The sequence below is a fragment of the Glycomyces sp. L485 genome, assembly GCF_022548875.1.
GTDB lineage: Bacteria > Actinomycetota > Actinomycetes > Mycobacteriales > Micromonosporaceae > Glycomyces.
Map to the genome: position 1 here is coordinate 117,517 of NZ_JAKZEW010000006.1, position 21,365 is coordinate 138,881.

The 21,365-nt window shown below is 70.0% G+C and carries 18 protein-coding genes and 2 pseudogenes; 6 read left to right on the forward strand and 14 right to left on the reverse strand.

The window, feature by feature from the left end; translation table 11 throughout:
* From L0U85_RS05855 to L0U85_RS05875, 4 genes and pseudogenes are all read right to left on the reverse strand, one after another.
* On the reverse strand, nt 1-273 hold the full coding sequence (locus tag L0U85_RS05855; protein WP_241376821.1) for an HPr family phosphocarrier protein: 273 nt from the start codon (nt 271-273) through the stop codon (nt 1-3).
* A gap of 19 nt (nt 274-292) precedes the next feature.
* Nucleotides 293-2,217, reverse strand: a pseudogene (locus L0U85_RS21125) (fructose-specific PTS transporter subunit EIIC).
* A gap of 13 nt (nt 2,218-2,230) precedes the next feature.
* Nucleotides 2,231-3,199 carry a 1-phosphofructokinase family hexose kinase gene (locus L0U85_RS05870; RefSeq protein ID WP_241376824.1) on the reverse strand — a complete coding sequence of 323 codons (969 nt, stop codon included), beginning with the start codon at nt 3,197-3,199 and terminating at the stop codon, nt 2,231-2,233.
* Nucleotides 3,196-3,957 (reverse strand): DeoR/GlpR family DNA-binding transcription regulator, encoded by a 762-nt coding sequence (locus L0U85_RS05875; protein ID WP_241376825.1) that lies wholly within the window; start codon nt 3,955-3,957, stop codon nt 3,196-3,198. The genes L0U85_RS05870 and L0U85_RS05875 overlap by 4 nt, the downstream gene beginning before the upstream one ends.
* Before the next feature lie 200 nt (nt 3,958-4,157).
* On the opposite strand from L0U85_RS05875, the gene L0U85_RS05880 reads away from it, so the two are divergent.
* Nucleotides 4,158-4,670, forward strand: a complete 513-nt coding sequence (locus L0U85_RS05880) for an O-acetyl-ADP-ribose deacetylase (RefSeq protein WP_241376826.1) — start codon at nt 4,158-4,160, stop codon at nt 4,668-4,670.
* Between the two features lie 193 nt (nt 4,671-4,863).
* Here L0U85_RS05880 and L0U85_RS05885 read toward each other — a convergent pair whose 3' ends face one another.
* Genes L0U85_RS05885 through L0U85_RS05890 form a run of 3 tightly spaced genes read right to left on the reverse strand, consistent with a single transcriptional unit; the run spans nt 4,864 to nt 7,087 of the window.
* Nucleotides 4,864-5,058: a hypothetical protein gene (locus tag L0U85_RS05885; protein WP_241376827.1), complete on the reverse strand. Its 195-nt coding sequence runs from the start codon at nt 5,056-5,058 to the stop codon at nt 4,864-4,866.
* A 53-nt stretch (nt 5,059-5,111) separates the two neighbouring features.
* On the reverse strand, nt 5,112-5,243 hold the full coding sequence (locus tag L0U85_RS20490; RefSeq protein WP_277605418.1) for a hypothetical protein: 132 nt from the start codon (nt 5,241-5,243) through the stop codon (nt 5,112-5,114).
* Nucleotides 5,240-7,087: a hypothetical protein gene (locus L0U85_RS05890; protein WP_241376828.1), complete on the reverse strand. Its 1,848-nt coding sequence runs from the start codon at nt 7,085-7,087 to the stop codon at nt 5,240-5,242. The genes L0U85_RS20490 and L0U85_RS05890 overlap by 4 nt, the downstream gene beginning before the upstream one ends.
* Before the next feature lie 158 nt (nt 7,088-7,245).
* On the opposite strand from L0U85_RS05890, the pseudogene L0U85_RS05895 reads away from it, so the two are divergent.
* From L0U85_RS05895 to L0U85_RS05905, 3 genes and pseudogenes are all read left to right on the forward strand, one after another.
* Nucleotides 7,246-8,325 (forward strand): annotated as a pseudogene (locus tag L0U85_RS05895) (winged helix DNA-binding domain-containing protein); the annotation flags it as partial.
* 190 nt (nt 8,326-8,515) lie between these two features.
* On the forward strand, nt 8,516-11,233 hold the full coding sequence (gene ppdK, locus L0U85_RS05900) for a pyruvate, phosphate dikinase (protein ID WP_241376829.1): 2,718 nt from the start codon (nt 8,516-8,518) through the stop codon (nt 11,231-11,233).
* 547 nt (nt 11,234-11,780) lie between these two features.
* On the forward strand, nt 11,781-12,029 hold the full coding sequence (locus L0U85_RS05905) for a hypothetical protein (protein ID WP_241376830.1): 249 nt from the start codon (nt 11,781-11,783) through the stop codon (nt 12,027-12,029).
* 106 nt (nt 12,030-12,135) lie between these two features.
* On the opposite strand, the gene L0U85_RS05910 is transcribed toward L0U85_RS05905, so the two are convergent.
* Complete coding sequence (locus tag L0U85_RS05910; protein ID WP_241376831.1) at nt 12,136-12,801, reverse strand: SDR family oxidoreductase; 666 nt, start codon at nt 12,799-12,801, stop codon at nt 12,136-12,138.
* An 87-nt stretch (nt 12,802-12,888) separates the two neighbouring features.
* On the opposite strand from L0U85_RS05910, the gene L0U85_RS05915 reads away from it, so the two are divergent.
* Both L0U85_RS05915 and L0U85_RS21130 read left to right on the forward strand, forming a co-directional pair.
* Nucleotides 12,889-13,182 (forward strand): DUF1304 domain-containing protein, encoded by a 294-nt coding sequence (locus L0U85_RS05915; protein ID WP_241376832.1) that lies wholly within the window; start codon nt 12,889-12,891, stop codon nt 13,180-13,182.
* 106 nt (nt 13,183-13,288) lie between these two features.
* On the forward strand, nt 13,289-15,541 hold the full coding sequence (locus L0U85_RS21130) for an autotransporter-associated beta strand repeat-containing protein (protein WP_241376833.1): 2,253 nt from the start codon (nt 13,289-13,291) through the stop codon (nt 15,539-15,541).
* Here L0U85_RS21130 and L0U85_RS05925 read toward each other — a convergent pair.
* The 6 genes from L0U85_RS05925 to L0U85_RS05950 all read right to left on the reverse strand — a co-directional run.
* The gene (locus tag L0U85_RS05925; protein ID WP_241376834.1) at nt 15,538-16,350 is read right to left on the reverse strand and encodes an HAD family hydrolase; all 813 of its coding nucleotides are present in this window, start codon (nt 16,348-16,350) and stop codon (nt 15,538-15,540) included. The two genes, L0U85_RS21130 and L0U85_RS05925, sit on opposite strands and share 4 nt — an antisense overlap.
* Nucleotides 16,351-16,451: 101 nt before the next feature.
* On the reverse strand, nt 16,452-17,783 hold the full coding sequence (locus L0U85_RS05930) for a M14 family zinc carboxypeptidase (RefSeq protein WP_241376835.1): 1,332 nt from the start codon (nt 17,781-17,783) through the stop codon (nt 16,452-16,454).
* Between the two features lie 316 nt (nt 17,784-18,099).
* The gene (locus L0U85_RS05935) at nt 18,100-18,906 is read right to left on the reverse strand and encodes an HAD family hydrolase (RefSeq protein ID WP_241376836.1); all 807 of its coding nucleotides are present in this window, start codon (nt 18,904-18,906) and stop codon (nt 18,100-18,102) included.
* A gap of 108 nt (nt 18,907-19,014) precedes the next feature.
* Nucleotides 19,015-20,166 (reverse strand): NUDIX domain-containing protein, encoded by a 1,152-nt coding sequence (locus tag L0U85_RS05940; RefSeq protein ID WP_241376837.1) that lies wholly within the window; start codon nt 20,164-20,166, stop codon nt 19,015-19,017.
* Between the two features lie 35 nt (nt 20,167-20,201).
* On the reverse strand, nt 20,202-20,738 hold the full coding sequence (locus tag L0U85_RS05945) for a tetratricopeptide repeat protein (protein ID WP_241376838.1): 537 nt from the start codon (nt 20,736-20,738) through the stop codon (nt 20,202-20,204).
* Between the two features lie 98 nt (nt 20,739-20,836).
* On the reverse strand, nt 20,837-21,365 hold a 529-nt coding region (locus L0U85_RS05950), incomplete at its 5' end, for a class I SAM-dependent methyltransferase (protein ID WP_241376839.1).

Sequence of the window (21,365 nt, forward strand, 5' to 3'; positions counted from 1 at the left end):
CTACTCCGATGCGTCGTGGTCGGTCTTCAGGACGGCCTCGAGCGCGTCCAGGGCCGCCTCGGCGCCCTCACCCTCGGCGTGGAGGACGACTTCCTCGCCGCCCTTGGCGTCGAGGCCGATCACCGACAGGATGGAGCGGGCGTCGACCGGCTCGGCCCCGTCCTTGCCGACGGTTACCGGGACTGCCTGGGCGGCCGCGGCCTGCACGAACAGGGCCGCCGGGCGGGCGTGGAGCCCGACTTTGGAGCCTACGATGACGCGGCGTTCGGACATGTTCGTCTCCTTTCTTCTATTAGATGGCGGCCATGACGCGGTCGTCGGCTTCGGCCGCGGCCTTGTTGCGGGCGACCATCTTCAGGGCGATCGCCACGGCGCAGGTGACGGCGGTGCCGATCAGCAGCGCCACGATGAATCCCACCTTGTTTCCGATGAGGCCGATGACCCAGATGCCACCGTGCGGGGCGCGCAGGGTGGCTTCGAACGCCATCGAGACCGCGCCCGCGGCTGCACCGCCGGCCATGGTCGACGGGATGATGCGAAGCGGGTCGGCGGCGGCGAACGGGATGGCGCCCTCGGTGATGAACGAGGCGCCCAGCAGCCAGGCGGCCTTGCCCGCTTGGCGTTCACCCGGCGTGAACAGCTTCGGCCGCACTACGCTCGCGAGCGCGAGCCCCAGCGGCGGCACCATGCCGGCGGCCATGACCGCGGCCATGATGGTGAAGTTGTCGGAGGCGAGGGCTCCGACGGCGAACACGTAGGCGACCTTGTTGACCGGCCCTCCCAGGTCGAAGCCCATCATGGCGCCGAGCAGCAGGCCGAGCAGGATCGCGTTGGCGCCCGAGAGTCCGTCGAGCCAGTTGGTGAGGCCCTCGGTCGCGGCCACGATCGGACGACCGACGAGCACGAGCATGATGAAGGCCACGACGAACACGCTGATCAGTGGGATTATGACGATCCGCATGATGCCGCTGAAGGCCTGGTTGGCCTTGATGAGTTTCAGCGCCATGACGACCGCGCCGGCGAGCAGGCCGGCGACGAGTCCGCCGAGGAAGCCCGCTCCGATGGTGGCGGCGATCAGGCCGCCGACGATGCCGGGCGCGATGCCCATGCGGTCGGCCATGCCGTAGGCGATGAAGCCGGCCAGGATCGGGACGAGCATCCCGAACGCGACCCCGCCGACGTAGAACAGCAGCCCTGCGAGGCCGACCTCGCCGAGGATCTGGGTCGGGTCGGTGATGGCCTCGTAGGTGATGCCCTCGAACTCGCCGCCGCTGACCTTGGTGGCGACCTCGGCGCCGCCGATGACGAAGGCGAGCGCGATGAGGATGCCGCCCGCGGCGACGAACGGCAGCATGTACGACACGCCGGTCATGAGCCATAGTCGGAGTTTGGCGCCGGGCCCGAGTGTCGGTGCGGCCACGGTCATCGGCGCGGCGCCCGCGGGCGCCTTGCCGGCGGGCGCGGCCTCGGCCTTCTCGACGGCTTCGGCGATCATGGCGGCGGCGTTGTTGATGGCGCGTTTGACGCCCGCCGAGACGATCGGCTTGCCCTCGAAACGCTCCTTGTCTCGAACGTCGACGTCCGCGGCGAAGATGACGGCGTCGGCCTCGGCGACGTCCACCGGGTTGAGCGCTTCGGCTCCGGCGGCGCCTTGGGTCTCGACGGTGATCTCGTGCCCGGCGTCCCGGGCGGCCTGCTCCAAGGCTTCGGCGGCCATATAGGTGTGGGCGATGCCGGTTGGGCAGGATGTGACTGCTACGAACTTCACTGTCCTAGCACCTCTTTCCTTATCAGTGTGGCGACCGCGTCGGCATCGGGCGCGCTGCGCAGTGCCGTTTTGAATTCCTTGTGGACCAGGCGGCGCGCGAGCGACGCGAGGATGGTCATGTGCTCCGAACCGCCGCCCTCGGGAGCCGCGATGAGGAACACCAGGTCGGCCGGGCCGTCGGCGGCGCCGTAGTCGACGCCCTCCTTGGATCGTCCGAAGGCGAGCGTCGGGACGGTGACGTGGGCGCTGCGGGCGTGCGGGATGCCGATGCCGCCTTCGAGGCCTGTGGGCATCTGCTCTTCGCGGGCGCGGACGTCGGCGAGGAAGCCTTCGACATCGGTGACGCGCCCGGCCTCGGCCATCAGGCCGGCGAGTTTCGCGGTGGCCTCGTGGTGGTCGTCCCCGGTCAGGTCGAGGTCGATCAGATCGGCGTTGATGAGATCGGTCATCGGCAGTCTCCTGTCAGTGGCTCAGGACCCGGTCCAGGTCCGGGTACGGCGTGGTCTCGACCGTGTCGGGGTCGATGTCTCCGGGGCCGGGCATCCGGCTTCCGGGCAGGGTCACGGCGGCGGTGCCCCAGGCGACGGCGGTCCGCAGCGCCGCGGCGCCGCGGCCTCCGACGGCGAGGAAGCCGGCGAGGGCCGCGTCGCCGGCGCCGACGGTGCTGGCGACGTGGCCGCTCGGCGCGGCGACGGCGTGGTGGACGCCGGTGGCGTCGAGCAGGAGGGCGCCGTCGGCACCGAGGCTGGCGAGGACCGCTCCGGCACCGCGGCCGCGCAGGACCTCGGCGGCCTTGACGGCGTCGCCGAGCGTGGTGATGGGCACTCCTGCGGCGGCGGCGAGTTCCTCGTGGTTGGGCTTGACCAGGTCGGGTCCGGCGGCGAGGCACGCTTCGAGGGCGGTGCCCGAGGTGTCGACGGCGGACTTGGCCCCCGCGGTGCGGGCGCGTTCGACCAGTCTGGAGTAGAAGTCGTCGCCGACGCCCGGCGGCAGGCTGCCGCAGCCTGCTATCCAGGCGGCGCGCTGTGCCGATTTGCGGCTCGCAAGCGTCGTCGTGGCTGCGGCGGTGGCGTCGAGCAGCGCTTCGACCTCGGCCTCGCTCAGGCGGGGTCCGGCCTCGTTGAGTTTGGTGACGGTGCCGTCGGCCTCCGCGACGGTGAGGTTGGAGCGGATCGGCTCGGCGACGCGGACCTCGACGATCGGCACGGCGGCCGCTCGGAGCAGGCCGACGAGCTCGTCGCCGGCGTGGCCGCCGGCCGACAGGACCGCCCGGGTGGCCAGGCCGTTGGCGACGAGCGCGCGGGAGACGTTGACGCCTTTGCCGCCCGCGTCGACGCGGTTGCCCCCGGCGCGCTGGACTTCGCCGCGGCGGAGCCGGTCGACCTCGATGGTGCGGTCGAGGCTCGGGTTGGCGGTGACGGTGATGATCACGCGCGCACCACTTTCAGGTCGACCGCTTCAAGGTCGGCGAGGACGCCGGGGTCGAGACCGGTGTCGGTGATGAAGGTGTCGACCTGGTCGAGGGAGCCGAAGCGAGCCAGGCAGTCGTTGCCGACCTTGGTGTGGTCGGCGACGACAACGCTGCGACGGGCGGCGGCGATCATGGCGCGTTTGACGGCGGCCTCGCCGGTGTCCGGTGTGGTCAGACCGCGCTCGACGGAGATGCCGTTGGTGCCGATGAAGGCCACGTCGACGTAGGTGTCGGCCAGGGCGCGCAGGGCCCAGTCGTCGATGGCGGCCATGGTGCGGACGCGGACCTTGCCGCCGACGATGAGGACGGTCAGGCGAGGTTTCAAGGCCAGCGAGGCGGCGATGGAGACGGAGTTGGTGACGACGGTGAGATCGCGGTCGGGCTCGAGTGCGTCGGCGATGCGGGCGGTGGTGGTGCCGGAGTCGAGCAGGATCGCGCCCTCTGCGGGGACCTCGGCCAGCGCTGCGGCGGCTATGCGCTCCTTCGCGGCGGTCTGGACGGTGTCGCGGGCGGCGACGGTGGGTTCGAATCCCAGCCGTTCCAGCGGGATCGCTCCGCCGTGGACCTTTCGGACGATCCCGCGGCTCTCCAGGACGGTGAGGTCACGCCGGATGGTCTCAGTGGTGACCTCGTACTCGGCGGCGAGGAGACCGACGTCGACGCGGCCCTCGGCGCGTGCCCGCTCAGCGATCAGCTGCTGGCGCTCCTCAGCGAACATGTTGTTTCACCACCGTTTCACTTGGTTTTACTTGGTTATACATGGATGTATGTGGCATTGTCAATAGGGAGCTGTGTCGCTCTACAGGGGCGATCGCGGCGAAATCCCCTCTGAGCTCGAACGTTACTGCGATAATTCGGCACAGACTGCAAAACGCGCGCCAAGGCGCACCGGTCGCTACCACATGTTTCAATGCGGGTATGGGCATTGCGATCATCAGCGGCGATATCACCGAGCAGCGCGTGGACGCGATCGTCAACGCCGCCAACACATCTCTCATGGGCGGCGATGGAGTCGACGGCGCGATCCACGGTCGAGGCGGCCCGTCGATCCTGGAGGAGTGCCGGCAGCTGCGGGCCTCTCACTTCAAGGACGGGCTGCCGGTCGGCGAGGCCGTCGCGACCACCGCGGGGAAGCTCCCGGCCCGCTGGGTGATCCACACTGTCGGACCGGTCTACTCTGCGAGCGAGGACCGCTCCGATTTCCTCGCCTCCTGCTACCGCCGGTCGCTCGACGTCGCCGACAACCTGGGCGCGGACTCGATCGCGTTCCCGGCGGTCTCGGCGGGCGTCTACGGGTGGCCGGCCGACTCGGCCGCGCGGATCGCGATCGAGACGGTGGCCGCGGCCGGCAGCGCGATCGAGGACATCCGGTTCGTGCTGCTCGACCCCGCGGTCCTCGCCGCGTTCCAGCAGGTCGCCGCAGAGCAGTAGGACTGTCGGTGCCCGCCGAGCGAAGGCTCGCAACCGTGAAGATGTTCGCCGAGGACGCGTTCGCCGCCGCCGAACGGTACATCGTGCTGCATGCCAGGTTCGTCGACCGCCACCGACCCATGAGCGGGGCGGCCGCCTGACCCTGGCGAGGCTGCCGCGCTCGACGCCTACGGTCGCATCGGGTGACCGGGGGTCAGTCCTGTTCCTCGCGGTCCCGTGGGCGGGCCAGCAGCAGGATCACGACCGCCGCCGCCACCAGCAGCGCGGTGGCGACGTAGAAGGAATCGATCGCCAGCAGTGCGCTGAGTCCCTGAGCGAGGAACGGCGCGGCCATGGCCACGACCACGGCCAGCGCGATCCAGCGCGAATACCGTCGCATGCCACGCATCGGCGCCTCCTTCTCCCCCACAACCCTAGAGGGTGGCCGCGGTGGATCGGACATCAGCCGCGCATGAGACAGCAGCGCCAGAAGTCGTTCTCGATCGGAGCGGTCGCGAAGTCGGTGAAGCCGGCCTCGTCGGCCCAGCGGATGGCGGTGGAGGCCCGCGGCGTGCTTCGGGGCCGCGGCCTCAATTGGTCTTGGTGTTGGGCAGGTGGTCGCCGAGGTAGCCGATCCAGACCTTGCCGGTGGGCCCGCCGGCGTCGTCGAGGAAGTGCATCCGTGGTGCGGGGTTTCCGACTCGCTGGAGTTTGATGTGCGAGGGCATGTAGATCCGGCCGGTCGGGTCGATCGCCGTCGGGACGCGGAAGGTCCTGGCCTCGCGGAACTTGGGGCGCCCGCTGACGCTGTCGGATTCCTTCATGGACACCATGTTCGGGGAGATCGCGGGCCGGCCCGGCAGGGGCCTGCCGCACCAGTCGTAGAAGCCGCCGGTGAAGTGGTGCTCGGCGCGGGCGGCGGCATAGGCGTCGAGGGCGGTCAGGGCGTCCCAGGTCTTGGCGGTCCAGCGGCGGCACAGCCGGGGGTAGGTGACGTCGAGCTTGGCCACCTCGTGGTCGAGGGTGTCGGGCAGGTCGACCCGCTCCAGGGTTTCGCGGGCGCGGTTGACCACTTCCATGAGGCTGTCGGCCTCCCACGCCTCGCCGGGCGTGTCGACGCCGTAGACCGGGTCGGCGTGCTGCGCGAGGCGGCTCTCCAGCCAGCGGATCCGCTCGCGGGCGCGGCGCTCGTCGTCGAGGAGCAACTCGTAGTCGAACTCGAGCTGGTTGTAGTCCTTGCGGAGCCGTTCGAACTCGCGGCTGCGCGGGTCGGCGGCGTGGCTCCGCTCGGCGAGGAGGTCGGTCTCCTCGACGGCTCTGGTGAGGGCGTTGAGGTGGGCCGACATCGTGCGGATGAGCCGGGTGGTCTCGGAGTCGCCGCCGCGCGCCATGTCGACCAGGGCGTCGAGTATGCCGTCGGCGAGGTTGTCGGTGACCTGGCCGGAGACGCGTTCGGCGAGGTCGGCGAGGTCGTCGGGAGGGCCCGGCCGGTCGGGTGGCAGTGGTGCCGGTTCGGGCGGTTTCGGTTGAGGTGCTGGAGACTGGGGGTTGCGGGCGCGGGCGAGTTCGGCGGGGCTGGGCGGTGCGGCGTGGAGTTGCTCTGGCCGGGCGTCGCCTGAGAGGATGCGGGCGATGCGGGCGTCGGCCCGTCGGATGTCGGCGGGGAGCCGGCGGCGCAGGGCCTGATCGAGGACGCCGTCGATGACGACCTCCAGGGCGCGGGCGCCCTGGTCGCGGATGGCGCCGCCCCCGCGCACGGGATGGCGCGACGAGTGGGCCTCGGCACCGGGGGTGAGTCCGGGCAGGTAGGTGCGCAGGCCGCCGCCGAACACGGCGAGGCCCTCCCCGAGCCGCCTGTTGAGCAGGTCCTGAGCCTGGATGTCGAACAGCCGCACCACCACCGCGGTCCCGGCGAGGGCCTCGGCGAGGCGGTCGGCATGGGCGGCGACGATCTCAGGCTCGGCGCGGTCGACGGTGAGGACGATGACGGGGACGGCCCTGCCGGGGTGGGCGAGCCAACCGGTGAGCTCGTCGACCTCGTCGCGGCCGGCGACATGCGGGGCCGCTTCGAGCGGTACGGCGCCGTCGGTGACGCGCCCAGTCCGGAGAAAGGCCGTGACCAGCGACGGGGCGCGCACCGGTTCGGCGTCGGCCGCGAGTTCGCCCTCCACGGTCACCGTGACCCAATTGCGGTCGGGCCGCTTCCCCTCGGCCCAGGTGGCGGTGGTGCGCAGACGCCCACCGCCGGTGGGGATGTCGACTGTGTAGCGGCCGCAGACCTCGCTGTCGGACAAGGAGACGCGGGTCCTGCCGCGCTCCCGTTCGAAATGCGGCGCTCCGTCGTCGTCCACAGAGGCCCAGTCCGCGAAGCACCGGCGCAGCCGTCTTCCGGGCCCGTCGCCTCCGTCGCGGAGGACGGCCTGATAGAACTTCGTCACGGCGCCCTCCTCATCTCCATGTCCGCTCTGAGGCAACATGGTACTCGAGGTGAACCTGAGCGCCTTCCATCAATTCCAATAGGGACTGACGGGTTCAGACTCGGAGTCGCCCGCCGTTTCGCCCGAACGTGTCGGTGACGCGGTCTAAGCTTCGGGCAATGGTCGATCGCCGTCAGGTTCTGCGCTATCGCGTCCGCGCCCAGCAACTCGACCGAGACGAGGGCGCACTCGCGGACACGGCCGTGCTCGATTTCGGCGTGCAGGACACCGGACCGGACGGCGGCGGGTGGGCCCTGGCGCTGCGCGGCGTCGACGTCGCCTCCCTCTCTGAGAAGGACCTCGTCCTGCTGTGGACCCTGCGCGGCGCCCCGCACCTGTACCGCCGCGCCGACGCCGGTCAGGTGGCGGCCGCGGTCGAACCGTACTCCGACGCCGACGCGGCCAAGCGCGTCTTCGACGCCGCGAAGCCGCTGAAGGCGGCGGGCATCGGCATCGTCGATGCGCTCGACGACGTGGCCGACCACATGCGCGCCATCGTCACCGAACCGAAAACAAAGGGCGAGGTCTCGACCCGGCTGGCCGAGGTGATGCCGGAGCCGTATTTGCGGTTCTGCAGGCGCTGCGACGCCACCCACCTGTACGAGATGCCGTTCCGCCTGTCCGCGTTGCGCGCCGGACTGGAGCTGCGGCCGGGCACCTCGCCCCCGGTGCTCCAACGCCTCCCGGGTTTCACGAAGGCGGGCCGGGCCGATGAGCGCTTCGACCTGGTCCGCGCCTATCTGCGACTGCTCGGGCCGGCGACGCCCAAGCACGTCGCCGAGTTCCTCGATTCCACCGTCAAGGACGTGAAGGCGCACTGGCCCGAGGACGCCGTCGAGGTGACCGTCGACGGCGAGCCGCGTTCGATCCTGGCCGCGGACGCCGAGGCGTTGCGATCGGCCGAGACCGCGGCGACGCGGCTGCTCGGCCCGTTCGACCTGTTCCTCCAGGGCAGGGACCGCACGACGCTGGTGCCGGACGAGGCCCACGCCAAGGAGCTGTGGGTGGTGCTCGGGCGGCCGGGGGCGGTCTTGGTCGACGGAGCGCTGGTCGGGACCTGGCGGCCCCGCAAATCCGGCAAGAGGTTCACCGTCGCCGTCCGGCCGTGGAAACGGCTCTCGGGCAAGGTGCGGGAGTCCGTCGCCGAGCAGGCCGCGCGGCTCGCCGACCACCGGAGCGTCCCGCTGACCGGCGTCGAATTCGAAACCGGCTTACGGTGCGGCCCCGCGCGCGAGGGCGTGCGCCGCCGCTCGGATCAGCGGCCCCGAATCCGGCGTCGCGATGCCTGGCCGGGCCTGAGGACGAAAGTCGGCACGGCCTCCGACCGAAGCCCCCGCGAACCGCCCCGATTGACGCTTCAATGGAGGGGACGCAACGAGGAGGACCGCCGTGACCACCGACGAGACCCGCACCGGACACCGCTACGTCTACGAATTCGCCGAAGGCGGCAAGGACCAGAAAGACCTCCTCGGCGGCAAAGGCGCGAACCTGGCCGAGATGACCAACCTCGGCCTCCCGGTCCCACCCGGATTCACGATCTCGACCGAGGCGTGCCGCCACTACCTGGAGCACGGCGAGGAACCGCCCGGTCTGGCCCGCGAGGTCGACGAACATCTGGCCCGGCTGGAGCGCGAGCGCGGCATGCGGCTCGGCGACGGCGACGACCCGCTGCTGGTGTCGGTGCGCTCGGGCGCGAAATTCTCGATGCCGGGCATGATGGACACGGTCCTCGACATCGGACTCACCGACGCCTCGGTCGGCGGGCTCGCCCGGATCACGCGGAACGAGCGGTTCGCGTGGGACTCCTACCGCAGGCTCATCCAGATGTTCGGCGCCACCGTCCTCGGCGTCGACTCCGCCCGCTTCGACGACGCGTTCGAGGAGGCGAAGCGGAACGCCGGCGCCGACAGCGACATCGATCTCGACGTCCACGACCTGTGCGCCCTGACCGGTACCTACAAGCAGATCGTGCGCTCACAGACCGGACGGGACTTCCCGCAGGACCCGCGCGAACAGCTGGTCATGGCGATCCGTGCCGTGTTCGAGTCCTGGAACACCGACCGCGCCCGCGTCTACCGCCGCCAAGAGCGCATCCCGCACACGCTGGGCACCGCCGTCAACGTTATGGCCATGGTCTACGGCAACCTCGGCGACGACTCCGGCACCGGCGTCGCCTTCACCCGCGACCCGGCCACCGGCAAACAGGGCGTCTACGGCGACTACCTGCAGTTCGCGCAGGGCGAGGACGTCGTGGCCGGCATCCGCAACCCGGTCCCCCTCCAAGACCTCGAACGGATCGACCCGGGCTCGTACAGCGAACTGATGGAGATCATGGCGACCCTGGAGCGCCACTACCGGGACCTGTGCGACATCGAGTTCACCATCGAGCGCGGCAAACTGTGGATGCTCCAGACCAGGGTCGGCAAGCGCACCGCCGCCGCGGCGTTCCGCATGGCGGTGCAACTGCTCGACGACGGCCTCATCGACGTCGCCGAGGCGCTGCGTCGCGTCACCGGCGACCAGCTCGCCCAGCTGATGTTCCCCAGTTTCGACCGGCACCCCGACGCGAAGCCGATCGCCTCGGGCGTCCCCGCCTCACCCGGCGCGGCCGTCGGCACCGCCGTCTTCGACTCCCGGGCGGCCGAGGCCGCCACCGGGCCGGTGATCCTGGTGCGCCGCGAGACCAACCCCGACGACCTGCCCGGCATCATCGCCGCCGCCGGGGTGCTCACCAGCCGCGGCGGGAAGACCTCGCACGCGGCGGTCGTCGCGCGCGGCATGGGCAAGACCTGCGTGGTCGGCACCGACGGACTCGACATCGACTACGGGCAGCGGCAGTTCACCGCGCCCGGCGGCGTCGTCGTGGCCGAGGGCGAGGTGGTCTCGATCGACGGCACCACCGGAGCGGTCTACGCCGAGGAGATTCCCGTCGTCGACTCCCCGGTCGTGGAGTACTTCGAGGGGCACCTCGACCCCGAATCACCCGACGCCGACTCGGTGGTCGCGGCCGTGGCGCGGATGATCACCTACGCCGACGAGCGACGCCGCCTCGGCGTCCACGCCAACGCCGACACGCCCGACGACGCGGCTCGCGCCCGCCGGTTCGGCGCGGACGGCATCGGGCTGTGCCGGACCGAGCACATGTTCCTCGGCGAGCGCCGCCGCCACATCGAGTCGCTCGTCCTCGCCGACTCGCACGAAGCGCGGGACAAGGCCCTCGCCGAGCTGCTCCCCCTCCAGATCGGCGACTTCGTCGGCCTGTTCGCGGCGATGGACGGGCTGCCGGTGACGATCAGGCTCCTCGACCCGCCGCTGCACGAGTTCCTGCCGGACCTGACCGACCTGTCGGTGCGGGTGGCGCTGGCCGAGCAGCGCGGCGGCGCCGACGAGGGCGACTTGGAACTGCTCGACGCGGTCAGGCGGCACCACGAGCAGAACCCCATGCTGGGACTGCGCGGTGTCAGGCTCGGCCTGGTCGTGCCGGGCCTGGTGATGATGCAGGTCAGGGCCGTTGCCGAGGCCGCGGCCGCGCGAATCAGGGCCGGCGACGATCCGCGCCCGGAGATCATGGTGCCGCTCATCGGCGGGGCCGAGGAGTTCGAACTCATGCGCGAGGAGATCGAGCGGGTGCTCGCCGACGTCGCCGAGGCCTCGGGAGTGGACGTGCGGGCGAAGATCGGCACGATGATCGAGCTGCCGCGGGCGGCGCTCACGGCCGGGCGCATCGCCGAGACCGCCGAGTTCTTCTCGTTCGGCACCAACGACCTCACGCAGACCGCGTGGGGGTTCTCACGCGACGACGTCGAGGGCTCGTTCTTCCCCGCCTATCTCGACAAGGGCATCTTCCCGGTCTCGCCGTTCCAGTCGCTCGACGAGGAAGGCGTCGGCAGGCTCGTGGCGATCGCGGTCGAGGAGGGCCGCTCGGCCCGGCCGGGTCTGACGATCGGCATCTGCGGTGAGCACGGCGGAGACCCCGACTCGGTCCACTTCTTCGACGGCCTGGGGCTGGACTACGTCTCGTGCTCGCCCTTCAGGGTCCCGGTGGCGCGCCTCGAAGCGGGACGCGCCTCGGTGCTCGGCGAGGAAGGCGGCGGCGACTCGCGCTGATCCTCAGTGGAGGCGGCCGGTCGTCTAACGACTTCCAGAACTTGGCGCCTCGGCGTGCCAGCGCGTCGCACTGCGTCCGGCTCAGTCGCCCTTCGAACTGGTGGTTGAGGTAGAGGCAGGGCGGTTCGGCGTCCACCCGGAACACGTTGCCCACCCAACGGGTCGGTTCGCCGTCGACGAGCTCCCACAGTTCGACGATCCGATCCCCGGGGGACACGGTCATTCTTATATGGATGTCGGCTGTTTCGACGTCGTCAGTGCGCACCCAGCCGGCACTCGCCGGGTCGGGATACCCGTTGGGCAAGGCGGGTCGTTTCGGTCGGCTCATATCGGGCCAGCCAATCCATACATTGATGACATTCCGGTCCCCCATCATCGCAGAACACTGTACGCACGCGACTGGCGTACAGCGTGATACGGGGCCGAGTTTATAGTTGCGGACATTCGACCCGAATCGATCTGCCGCCGTGCCGAGAGCCGGGGGTGACCGTGACCGCGCGCGCTCGCCCCGCCGGCTCCGCCGCACATCGGCGCGGATACTGGGGGTGTGAAACTCAGTCGCCCGATCTCCTGGTTCCTGCTCGTCTTCGGGATGTGGTCATGGTTCATCTGGATCACTTTTGTGAAGAACCTGTTCGCGGACGCGAGCGGTCTCGCATTCGACGCGGCCGGCGATCCGACCGGTTACCTCTGGGTCCACCTGGCCTTGGCCGTGACGTCGTTCGTCCTGGGAACGGCAATCGGTGTCATCGGCTTGCGCGGCCTCCTGGCGATTCGGCGATCCGTCCAGGACTGATCGGTCGGCGCTCCCCAAAGGAGCCTCCGGCGTGGACCTGCCGACCTGCCGCCGCACGGACCGATTTCACTCGAAAGAGTGTCCAGCGATCGACTCGACTGCGCGTTCAGTCCTCTTCGGCGGTGAGCGAGGCGACCGCCTCGGCGACCGGCACCTCGCCGCCCACGAGTTCGAGGGTGCGGCAGGTGATCCGGGGCGTCTCCAGCAGCTCGGCGAGGACGGCGGCGACGTCGCCGCGGGTGACCTGGCCGCGGTCGACGGACTCCGCCAGGGTCACCGTGCCGACCGGCTCGTCGTCGGTCAGGGCGCCGGGTCGCACGATCACCCAGTCGAGGTCGCGGGACTGCAGGTCCTGTTCGGCGCGGGTCTTGGCCTCGATGTAGGCGACCCATACCTCGCCTCGCGAGGCGTCTGGCTCCTGGCCGGCGCCCATGCTGGAGATCTGGACGAAACGGGTGACGCCGGCGCGTTCGGCCGCATCGGCCATGAGGACCGACGCCGCCCGGTCGACGGTGTCCTTTCTGGCCGCGCCGCTGCCGGGTCCGGCCCCGGCGGCGAACACGACCGCGTCGATCTCGTCGAGCAGCCCGGAGACGTGCTCGACGTCGGCCCTTTCGAGGTCGAGGACGATCGGCCGCCCGCCGATCGCCTCGATGTCGGCGGCGTGGTCGGGATCGCGTATCAGGCCGGTGACCGCATGGCCGTGGGCGGCCAGGGTCTCGGTCAGGTGCAGTGCGATCTTTCCGTGTCCTCCGGCGATGACGATGTGCATACCGGAAGCCTATCCGGAGTGCCGCTGCGGCGAAGCGATCAGCGCCAAACCTGGCATTCGGACGGCGGACGGTCGAGATTGAAGGTCATGCTCTTCATCGTGCAAGCCTTCGCATTCCTCGCCGCCGCCCTCCACGTCTACATCTGGGTCATGGAGCGCCTGCGCTTCGGCGACCCCAAGATCCACGGCGGCGTGTTCGGCGCGCCGTCAGCCGATGTGGACACCGTCCGCAGCTGGGCGTTCAATCAGGGCTTCTACAACCTGTTCCTGGCCGTCGGCGCGTTCGTCGTCGACTCCACAGTAGGAATCCGCGCGACCCCGGTACAGGGAACAACGTCCCGCTGCAGTCCCGATCGGGGTCCCGTCCGCAGCCTGGACTGATTTCGCCCCATCGGAAGCCACTGGGCATCAGCGAGTATTTTGTTGAACCGTGAATGATTTTCGGACCACTGGCCCGCCTGCGGCGCTCCTGCCACGGCTGTTGCTCGTGGCACTCCTCGCGCTCATCCCGGTCCCCCTCGCTGCCGACCCGGCACAGGCAGCCGAGAACATCACCGACAGGGTCCGCGCGGGCGAGAACATCGAACTGAACGGCGACGCCGTCGTCAGCCTCGGAGAGGGCGAGGAGGTCGTGTACGGCGGAACCTTCTCCGGCACGGGCACCCTCACCGTCTCCGGCCAGGGCAAACTCATCCTCACCGCCGACAGCGACTTCCAGATCCCCCCAGACCGCCGGCGCCAGAAGGTCGAGGCCCGCGGCGAGCCCTGGTGGTGGAACACCATCGAGAACCCCGACCCGCCCGCGGTCACCGTCGAATCCGGGGCCACGCTCCAGTACGGCGACGGGGAGGGCAGCACCGGCGTCATCGGGAACTATCCCTACGACCTGTCGAACTTCGAGTGGAACGCCCTGAACCACCATGTGGACGGGACGCTGATCGTGGCGGTGCACCGCGGCCGCTACCACCCGGGAAACCTCAGCGGCTCGGGGTTCATCGTGCAACCGCGCCACACCTGGGACGGTCTGGCACTGGCCGGGGAGCACACCTTCTCGGGCAGGCTCTACAACGGCACCGTGGTCCACTTCAGTCAGCGCGAGTTCCGCTCAACTCTGCCGAATGTGGACACCATTCTGAACCAGGGTTCGTTCATCATCGACACCCAGAAGGACAACGACACCGTCCTCCACCAGGACTTCTACTCGCGCGAGTGGGGCAACGACATCAACTTCCACTCCCAGATCTTCGGGAGCAAGGTCGTCGTGTCCGGCGTGTACTCCTGGGCCGACTCGGGCCCCGACCACGACCCGTCGCTGTCGGACCCGAACCTGAACTACCAGATCGTGGCGCACAACCACAACAAGCGCGGCATCAACATCGAGGGAGCGAAAGTGCAGTGGGGCGACGGCACCCACGACCGCTTCTTCCTACCGGGCAACCGCGACACCGTGTACATCAACATGCACGAGAAGCGCAACCGCAGCCACCTGATCTTCAACTACAACGGCCCGGTGACACTGTCCGCTCCCATCTCCGGCGGGATCTACCACGACACGATGGACTCCCCCGGCCAGGGCGACGTCACGATCGCGGGTACCCTCGGCAACGAGGTCACCTTCGCCGACCAGCAGAACTACAACGGCGCCACCACTGTCGAGTCCGAGGCCGTCCTCCGGATCGGATCCGGGGAAGAGGGCGGCGACGGCTGGCTCCTGACAGGGACCGACCGGGCCGAGCTCGTCAACGACGGGACCCTCGTGGTCGACAACGCCTCCAAGGACATCGAGCTGTCGAACATCAGCGGCTCCGGGAGCCTCGAACAGGCCGGGTCCGCGAAGCTGACGCTCACCGGCGGCACCTCGTACACCGGTCCCACCGTCGTCTCCGGCGGGACGCTCGCCCTCACCGGCGGGAACCTCGCGGAGTCCTCGCACGTCGAGCTGTCGGGCGAGAGCGCGGTCTTCGACCTCTCGGGCGCCGAAGACCAGACCGTGAACGACCTCAGCGGCGTCGAAGGCGCCGGCGTGAGCCTCGGCTCGACCGCGCTGACGATCGTCGGCGGCACGGACACCGAGTACGCCGGAGGGTTCGAAGGCGAAGGCGCCGTGGTGAAGTCGGGCGGGGCGACATTGACCTACACCGGGACCAGCGCCGCCACCGGCCCATGGAGTGTCGAGGAGGGGACGCTCGTCCTCGGCGGCGCCGAGATCGCCGGAGACCTCAGTGTGGATCAGGTACTGCGGGTGAACGAGCCGAGCTCGGTCGGCTCGCTCGCGCTGGGCGAGGACGCGGCGCTCGAGATCGGCACCGGCGCCGGGCTCACGGTCGAGGGGGACGCGGCGCTGGCCGGCAGCTTGCAGGTGGACTACGCCGAGGGCGATCCCCTTCCCGCCGAGATCCCCCTCATCACCGCGAACGGCGAGGTCTCGGGGACTTTCGCCGGACTCGAGGAGGGCGCCGAGCTCGACGTCGGCGGCACGGCCTATCAGATCAGCTACGCCGACGGCCGGGTCGTGCTGTCGACCGAGGCGCCGCAGGGGGAGGAGAGCGGCGGCCAGGACGCGGCCCTCGGCGGGACCGGGTTCCCGGGGCTGCCGACGTTCGCCTACGTGCTCGGGGGCATCGCCCTGGCGCTGCTGGCCGGTCTCGGGCTGCTGCTGTACTTCCTGCTGCGGCGGAGCAAGGACGAGCAGCCGGCCGACGAGACCCTGGAGCTCCCGATCGTCGACGCCGCCGGCTAGGGCGATCCGTCCAAGATCTCCTCGATCGCCTGGGCGACGCCGTCGTCGGTGTTCGCTCCGGTCTTGTGCGAGGCGGCCGCGACCGCCTCGCTGTGGGCCCCCGCGACCGCGTAGGACCGCCCGGCCCATGCCAGCATCGGAGCATCGGTCGGCATGTCGCCGAAGGCGGCCACGGACTCGGCGCCGATCCCGCGCTCGGCGCACCACGCGGCGAGCGCGTCGCCTTTGGTTGCGCCCGCGGCGCTGAACTCGATGCTCGGGTGGCTTCCCCAGTGCCACAGCCTCACACCGGGCGGGTCGATCATCCGCGCGCACGCGACCAGCGCGGCGCCGTCGGCGTCCGGAGAGCGGACGAGCACCACAGCGACGGCCCTGACGCCGGCGAACAGGTCCTCGAGCGGGTCGACGAACGTCCACGGGTCGTGGAGCAGTACGCCCTCCTGGAAGCGCCGGGACTGGGCGATCTGGGCCTCGCCGGTCTCGATGCTGAAGAGCGCCTGCGGCATCACCTCGATGAAGCGCCGCTGGAGCTCGCGCGCGGTCGCGAGCGGGATCGGGTGCTTGAAGCGGGCGGTCCGGGTCCGGAAGTCGTATTCGATGGCTCCGTTGCAGCAGATCGCGGCGTCGATGGAGGACGCCAGTTCGCGGTGCCGGTAGACGCCTCGCGGTGCCCTGGCGGTCACGGCCACGACTCTGATGCCGCGTTCGCGCGCGGCCAGCAGCGCCTTCTGGTTGCGTTCGGACAGTCGGCCTTCGTCGTCGAGGAGGGTGCCGTCAAGGTCGGTGGCGATCACTTCGGGTGCGTCCACACTCCGAGTATCAAGGCGGCGCATCGGTTCTGGCAACCTGTTTCCATGGCGGCCGGCGGTCCCCGGCCCCTGCCGAACCGGGGACCGCCGGAGTGAGGAGGTCAGCCGGCGTAGGGCGCGGCCGCGGCCTGGGCCGCCGTCATGAGCGCTCCCCGGTTGATCGGCCACAGTTCTCTTTCGATGCACTGGTAGGCGGGCAGGAAGCCGCCGCAGGCGCCGAAGGTGGGGCCCAATTCGAAGGTGAAGCTGGCGATGCCGAGCTCGCCGTAGGTCATGTCGTCGGTGGTGCCGCTGACGCCGTAGCCGACCGTTTCGGAGCCGGTGCCGACGAAGTAGCCGTTCGACTCGGCCATCTCGGCGCCGAGCTTGCGAAGCTGGGCGTCGTTGGGGGCCGGGTCGTCGGTGTAGCCCCACGGCACGATGATGTACTCGCCGTAGCTGTGGAGGGAGACGAACACGTCGCGTGCATCGTCCGGCACCGGGTCGTCCGCGCCCTCGCCGCGCTGGTCGGGGTGGATGGACCGCAGCCAGTCCTCGATCGCGGCCGTCTCGGGTTCGGATCCGGCCGAGGCGCCTTGGTAGGTCTCGCTGCACGGATACGTACTGTCGGCGCCCCATGCGAAAGTGGAGTTGCGGTTGAGGTCGACGCCGAGCCTGGAGCCGCAGTTCCCGGCCGAGCCGTTGGCGTTCTTGCGCTGCAGGACGGGAGCGTCGCCACCGGAGGCGACGATGTCGACGCCGTCGGGATTGGCGATCGGGACGACCCACATCTCGGTGGTGTCCATGAGGGACGTGATGGCCTCATCGGTGCCGTAACCCTCGACGAGGGTGTCGATCCAGCGCCAGGAGATCTCGCCGGTCGCGATCTCGCGGGCGTGGAGCTGGGTCATCAGGGAGAAGCGGGGCTTGGCCGATTCCGGGCTCCGCTCGCAGTCGCCGTCGGCGATCTTGGTGATGCAGATGGCCCAGATGTCGTGGCCGCCTGCGCCTTGGGTCTTGCGCCATGAGTTGCCGATGTCATAGACCCGAGCGAGGTCGGGGTGTTCGGCTGCGACGGCCTGGAGGTGGTTCTCGTGGGCCTCGACAGTGCGGTAGCCGCCGTAGTAGGTGCCCGCCTGCCGGATGCCCGGGGCGAGGTCCTTGTAGACGGTGTCGTGGAACATCGGGTCGTGGCCGAGGTCGCGCAGGTCATCGGCGACCGTGTCGTCGCCGATGACGAGGATGCTGCCGCCCGGGTCCTCGTAGGCGACGTCGAAACCGAGGTCTTCGAGTTCGGCGATCTGATCGGGGTCGATGTCGGCGACGCTCCAGGTCACCGGTTCGGTGCCGCTTTCGGCGGGGTCGGCCTGAGCGGTCATCGTGGCGACGCCGGTGACGGCGGCGGCCGCTGTGACCGCGATGCTCGCGGTTGCGAGCCTTCGCTTCGATTGCATGTGTCAGTTCCTTTCTCAGCGCGTCGAGGGTGGCGGCGCGCAGGAGGGAGGCCAAAGTGAGGATTAATAATACATATACCCATCAATGCCGCCGAATCCGTCCCATTCCGGCACAATGGGAATCAGCGGCCGCCGACGCGGGCGTACGGCGGGTAGCAGGTATTTCTCGCGCTCGAGTGGATTTTGGTCAGTGCGCGGCCGGGTCGGGACGGGCCCGGTCGAAGGCGCACTCGACGACGCCCTCGCCGCGTGTGAGCGAGGGAGCCGCTGCTCCAGCTCTTGTCGAACTCGCCGTGCGCGCTGCCGCGACCGGTTCTCAGGCGGCGTCGCGCGAGCGCTCGATGAGCGCCTCGATGACGCGAGCGACGCCGTCGTCGGTGTTGGCGGCGGTGGTGTCGTTCGCGGCGGCCAGCGCCTCGGGGTGGGCGCCCTCGACCGCGTAGGAGTGACCGGCCCAGGCGAGCATGGGGACGTCGTTGGGCATGTCGCCGAAGGCGACCACGTCCTCGGGTCCGAGTCCTCGCTCGTCGCACCAGGAGGCGAGTCCGGTGGCCTTGTTGGCTCCGGGGGCGTTGAAGTCGAGCATCCCGAAGTCGCCCCAGTGGCACATGTCGAGCTCGGCCAGGTCATGGCCTTCGACGGCGCGGATCATCTCCTCGGAGTGAAGGTCGGGGTCGTAGACCTTGATCTTGACGATGCTCTCGACGCGGTCGAGCGTCTCGGCGACCGAGGCGGTGAACTCCCAGTGGGACGTGTCCGAGACGATGTCGCCGTAATGCTTCCGGTCGCCGACGAGGCCGTGGCCGGTCTCGATCGCGATGGCGGCCCCTGGAAGCGCCTTGGTGAGGACGCCGCATACCCGGCGGGCCGTGCCGGGCTCGATGGCGCGCCGGATGCTCATGCGGTCGGCGGCCGGCTCGTAGAGGATCGCTCCGTTGGCGCAGATCGCCGTGTCCAGCAGCGGGACGAGCTCGCCGAGCCGGTCGACGCCGTATGGGGTTCGGGCGGTGACGGCGACGACGGCGAAGCCGTATTCGCGGGCGGCGACCAGGGACTTGCGGGTCCGCTCGGTCAGTTCACCGTCGACACCGAGGAGGGTGCCGTCGAGATCGGATGCGATCACCTGAGGAATGTGCACCGTTCAAGTATCGCGCCGGCGCGGCACGCGGACAACCGCGATGCAGGCGCGTCCCCGAGAGTGCGGGGCCCGCCGCTGGGGTGAGACGCACCCCTAGGAGGCGCTCCGGTCCCGGCCTGCGAAAGCGGCCGGCACACGCAGTTCGTGGCCCTGGAAGAAGTCGATGCCGTCGATCTCGTCCTCTGCGATCCAACGGTGATCCGAGGCTTCGAGTTCGGCCAGGCGGATCGGCTGGTCCGGGTCGTCGAGTCGGGCCGAGAAGCTCATGATCATGGGAAAGCGGCCGTCCCCGCAGTCGAGGTCGCGCTTGTCGAACGCCCAGCTCAGGCCCGTGACCGTGACGTCGAGGCCGGTCTCTTCGAGGGCCTCGCGGACGGCGGCCGTGCCGACGGTCTCACCTACCTCTGCCGCGCCTCCGGGCATCGCCCACTGGCCGGTGTCGGTCCGGCGGATCAGCAGGAGGCGGTCGCCCTCGTCGAAGATCGCGGCGTCGGCACCGGTCGGGAGGCCTTCGGCGGCGAGGTCGCCGCAGTCGATTCGCTGGTACGCGAGATCGGCCTCGACGGTGTGTTCGCAGAGGTCCTCGATCCGTTCGTGGCGCTCGAGTGAGTAAACGCCGGTGGCCGCGGTTCGGCCCGATTTTGCGACGGCGGCGACCTCGTCGAGGAGTTCCTTGACCTTCGCCGTGACCGGCAGGGGCCCGCGCTCGGGCGTCACCGCGCTCGCGGCCGGGATCAGGTGCTCGATCTCGCCTTCCAGATCCGGGTCGCTCGGTTCGATCGATTCGCGCACAGTCGCCGCCGTGAGGGGTGTTTCGGCCTCGTAGGCCAGCAGGAACGTGTGCGGGCACGCCAGGCCGGCCAGGTCGGTGTCGCCGATGGCGACGACGTCGGTCGGTGCGTCGGTCCGCAGGGTCTCGCCGAGGTCGGCCAGGCGCCGGCCGAGGGACGCCCGGTCGCGGGTCAGGCGGCGGCGTTGGACCACCTCGGTCCCGTCGGCGCATCGGATGCGGAACTCGGTGGCGGGCATGGGGCTCCGCAGGACCTCGTCCGCTTCGAAGATCGCCGCGATCTCGGACGGCGACCGGTGGTCGACCTCGGCCGTCAGCGCCACCGCGTATCCGCGGATCCGGTGCAGCCGCGCCAGTTCGTCTTCCTCTGCGCCCCAGTACAAGCCGTTCGCCGCCTCTGCACGCAGGATTCCGGCCAGTCTCGCCAGGCCCGCCGCCGCGTTCTCGTCCGCCATCGCTCTCCTCCGGTCGACTGCGACGGAGCCTACCGTCAGACGGTCCGTTTTCCAACGGCGGCGCGGGCGAGGTTGAGGGCCTCCTGGGTCGAGGCGATCAGGGCCTGGTCACCGAGTTTCCGGCGCGTCTTCAAGACCTCCTGGAGGACTTCGGCGGCCAGTTTGGGCTTCCGGGCGTCGATGAGGTGCTTCCCGTAGTGCTGCATGGCGAAGTGCAGCATGCGCGGGCAGTCGGCCTTGGCGGTCTCGATGGCCAGCGTGTAATTGGGTTCGGCGCCTGCCAGGTCGCCGGCGTACCGGTGGGCGTCTCCCAGGTTGATCAGCGTCGCGACGCTCTGGCCGGGCTTGGCGGCGCGCTCCAGGGCTGCGGCGAGGACCCGACGGGCGCGGGCGTGGTCGCCGAGGGCGATCAGGCCGACGCCCACCTGGCGCAGCTCGGGCTGGGCCAACCCGGCCTCGCGCGCCAGTTCGGACTCGACGAGCCGCCGCAGCTTCTCGGGCTCCGTCGCGTACATGCGGCCGTCATTGCCGGTCGCGATCAACTCGGCTATCTGGTGTTGCACTGCCGACATCACTCTTTCCTCGATTGCAGGCGAGTTGCCGTCAGGGCGGCGACGGGGCGTCGCCGCCCAACTTCTCGGAAGTGTAACCCCGGACACGCCGAATCACCTCATCCGTCGCTGCGGCGCAGGACGAGGCCGTGGAATTCGAGTTCGGTGTAGTCGGGCTCGTGGACGACGAAGTCGAGCAGCTCGAAGTGCTCGGCGGCTACGGCGCTGATCCGCTCGGCGGTCATAAGCGAGAAGAACCGCTTCGGTTCGTAGCGGCCCTCGGGGTAGACCTCTTCGGAGTCCTTTCCGCCGTATTGTCCCCAGTAGAACAGGCCGCCCGGGGCGAGCACACGCCCCACCTCCCGCAGGATGCCGTCCAGCTCGGCGCGCGGGACGTGCAGGAGGCAGTTCATGCCGAACACGGCGTCGAAGGAGCCGTCCGCGAACGCCAAGGCGTTGAAGTCCATCACCTCGGCGGCGAGCCCCTCGGCCCGGCAGAGGCCGACCATCTCCGGCGACAGGTCGACGCAGGTGACCGTGTGGCCCTGGTCAGCGAATTGACTTCCTCCTCGCCCTAAAGGGACGAGGATTCCCGGCTCGGGCACCGCTTGCACGGCACCGCTACGGACGGGTTCCTCGTTCTTCCCC